Origin of the sequence: Ventrimonas sp. (assembly GCF_048380235.1) — a bacterium.
Classification (GTDB): Bacteria; Bacillota; Clostridia; order Lachnospirales; family Lachnospiraceae; genus Brotaphodocola.
In genome coordinates, this window is sequence record NZ_DBFCCJ010000048.1 from 1 (window position 1) to 2,965 (window position 2,965).

At 50.6% G+C, this 2,965-nt stretch carries 3 protein-coding genes; all 3 read left to right on the forward strand.

Features of this window, described 5'->3' with window-relative positions:
* Positions 1-84: 84 nt before the first annotated feature.
* The 3 genes from ACMP1L_RS08370 (at position 85) to ACMP1L_RS08380 (ending at position 2,668) form a co-directional block, all read left to right on the forward strand.
* A complete protein-coding gene (locus ACMP1L_RS08370; protein WP_215664675.1) occupies positions 85-705 on the forward strand; it encodes a CHC2 zinc finger domain-containing protein in 621 nt (206 codons plus the stop codon).
* Complete coding sequence (locus tag ACMP1L_RS08375; protein ID WP_418452662.1) at positions 680-2,053, forward strand: DNA primase family protein; 1,374 nt, start codon at positions 680-682, stop codon at positions 2,051-2,053. Before ACMP1L_RS08370 ends, ACMP1L_RS08375 begins: the two co-directional genes overlap by 26 nt.
* A 399-nt stretch (positions 2,054-2,452) precedes the next feature.
* The gene (locus tag ACMP1L_RS08380) at positions 2,453-2,668 is read left to right on the forward strand and encodes a type 2 periplasmic-binding domain-containing protein (RefSeq protein ID WP_215664671.1); all 216 of its coding nucleotides are present in this window, start codon (positions 2,453-2,455) and stop codon (positions 2,666-2,668) included.
* Positions 2,669-2,965 lie beyond the last annotated feature (297 nt).

Sequence of the window (2,965 nt, forward strand, 5' to 3'; positions counted from 1 at the left end):
TAACCATAATAGAAGGAGCGAAGCACCTGCCAATCACTGCGGGTGCTTCGTGCTTTCCAGCATATTATGAACGGAGGTTTTTTTATGACAATCTATGGAACCATCAAAGCGGCAATCAGTGTCAAGCAAGCCGCCGAACACTACGGGCTGAAAGTCAACCGAAACGGTATGGCTTGCTGCCCGTTCCACAATGACAGGCATCCGAGCTTGAAGCTGAATGAGGACTATTTCTTCTGCTTCGGCTGTGGAGCAAAGGGAGATGTGATCGACCTTGTGGCAAGGCTGTTCAATATGAGCAGCTATGAAGCAGCGCAAAAGCTGGCTTCGGACTTCGGACTTGACCCGAAACCGCCCACTGCCGCAGCTATAGCCAAGCCAAAGCGTCCTTATATCCGTCAGTTCCGGGAGGATGAAATGCTGTGTTTCCGGGTGCTGACGGATTATCTGCATCTGCTGGAAGATTGGAAAGTGCGGTATGCACCCAAAACACCGGAGGAGGCTCTGGATGATTGTTTTGTGGAAGCCTGCCAGATGCACTGTCCTATCGAATATATGGCAGATGTGCTGACCGTGGGTGATCTGGAAGAGCGGGTGGCATTGGTGGACGAGCTGATGAAGGAGGGAAAAATTACTTTTCTGCAAGAGTACATCACACGAAAGAAAAAGGAGGTGGCGCACCATGGCGAAGAACCGGAAAACGCCTGATATGAATTTGCCTGTCTGGTTTGATGGGCAGAACATCAACGAAGCTCTGTTTTGTGAAGAATTTCTGCATGAGCGCAGAATCATCTTCGCAAACGGAGCTTTTTTTACGCCCGATGGTCGAGTGACGGACGATCTCCCACTGCGTGGGGAGATTTACGACAAGCTGAAATTCTGTGCCGTGAACAACATCCCCCGGAAGATCACCAACATTCTGGAAGTGCTGAAACTGGAAGCGCAAGTGCCTGACTTCCCGCCGGAGCAGGATCGCATCCATGTGTTCAACGGTACGCTGCTATTGAACGGCACATTTACCGAGGGCAGACCGGCTATCGTGCGAAGCCGTCTGCCTGTTGTCTACAATCCCGATGCTCCTGCGCCCGTGATCTGGCTGAACTTTTTGAATGGACTGCTCCATGCGGAAGACATTCCCACCTTGCAGGAGTTTATCGGTTATTGCCTGATCCCCTCCAACAAAGGACAGCGCATGATGGTGATTAAGGGCAACGGTGGCGAGGGTAAATCCCAAATCGGTGCGGTGCTTTCGGCTATCTTTGGCACAAACATGAAGGACGGCAGCATCGGCAAGATTTCTGAAAACCGCTTTGCCCGTGCCGATCTGGAGCACATCCTGCTGTGCGTAGATGATGATATGCGGATGGAAGCTCTGCGCCAGACCAACTATGTAAAATCCATCGTGACAGCACAGGGCAAGATGGATTTGGAACGTAAAGGCAAGCAGAGTTATCAGGGCTGGATGTTCGCCCGGATGCTGGCATTCAGTAACGGTGATCTGCAAGCCCTGTATGACCGCAGTGACGGATTTTATCGCAGACAGCTTGTGCTGACCACCAAGGAAAAGCCGGTGGACAGAGCTGACGATCCTGATCTTGCAGAGAAGATGAAAGCTGAAGCCGAGGGTATCTTCCTGTGGGCATTTGAAGGCTTGCAGCGGCTTGTTGCCAACAACTTTAAGTTTACGGAGAGTGACCGTATCCGGGAAAACCGGGAAGCGGTCAAGCGTGACAACAACAATATCTTTGATTTCATGGATTCCGAGGGATACATCCAGCGTAAAGCGGATGCGTCCATCAGTTCCAAGGATTTCTATGAAATCTACCGGATGTGGTGCGAAGAAAATTCCCTTGCACCGCTGAAAGCCCGCAGCTTCAGCGACGCCATGATTGTCAATGCTGGGAGATTCAATCTGGAGCATTGCAACAATATCACCAACTCTGCCGGACGGCGGGTGTGGGGCTTTATGGGTGTGGAAGCAGTGGCAAGACCTCATATAAATGGGTTTTACGATGTTTCGTCATGTACGTACGTACCGGAGGAATGGCGGGAATGATTTTGCCAGTCATGCTCTGTACGTATGTACGCAGCATTTATCCCTGTTTTCTCCAGTTATAGGAAACAGCAGCTTTCAAAGCTGACCTGTTTTCGGGCATTGAAAAGCAGTGGTAATGGAAACAGCAAAGTTTTTGACCGCAGGACGAAGCTATTTCACGAAATCGTGCTTCTCTGAACCGTGTAACCTGTTCACGGAACAATGGGTGTTTTCACTGTTCCAGACCAAATTGCACGAAACAGTAAAGTGGGATATGGTCATATATGGACAGGACATCACAAGCGAAATTCTGAACGGATTTTGGAGATTGCAGATTTTTCGCTGTTCGGTGTATCTGCTCCGCTTTGGAGTGCAGAGGTTGCACCGAACCACAAATAGAATTATGGAGGATTTTTCAATATGAATGTACGCAACGAAATAAAGGCACAGATCATCCATGCCGGGATGACCATGCAGGAAGTTGTTGACCTGCTCTCGGACGAATACGGATGGAGCGACAGCGTTTCCAACCTGTCCGCAAAATTGCAGCGGGAAAGCATCCGATACAAGGAAGTATTGGAGCTTGCCGCTGTGCTTGGCTACGACATCGTATGGCAGAAAAAACGGGAGAAGTGATGCTCCGGCAACAGCCCCTCGCATCTCCCGTCCCCATAGGCGCACCGCAGTGCTGCCTATGGACAGGCAGTGAAAGATACGGTTTTCACTGCCGCCGTCTGCAAGAAATGTTCCGCAGAACAGCTTCATGCAGACGGTCTGACCATGGGAAAAGGCGCAGACATTTTCGCCTTGGTCAGCAGAGGTCACCGCAGTGACCGCATTCCCCCTCGGGAGAGCCCTCGGAGAGCCCACGGCACTTTGCAGCCAGTATGGATGAAAGTGTCATAGTGGGTTATTACACTTTGAAAAAGTGCC

Bases quoted from the DNA above. Each gene is read 5' to 3' on its own strand.
- ACMP1L_RS08370 (WP_215664675.1), top strand. From the start codon at position 85: ATGACAATCTATGGAACCATCAAAGCGGCAATCAGTGTCAAGCAAGCC.
- ACMP1L_RS08375 (WP_418452662.1), top strand. From the start codon at position 680: ATGGCGAAGAACCGGAAAACGCCTGATATGAATTTGCCTGTCTGGTTT.
- ACMP1L_RS08380 (WP_215664671.1), top strand. From the start codon at position 2,453: ATGAATGTACGCAACGAAATAAAGGCACAGATCATCCATGCCGGGATG.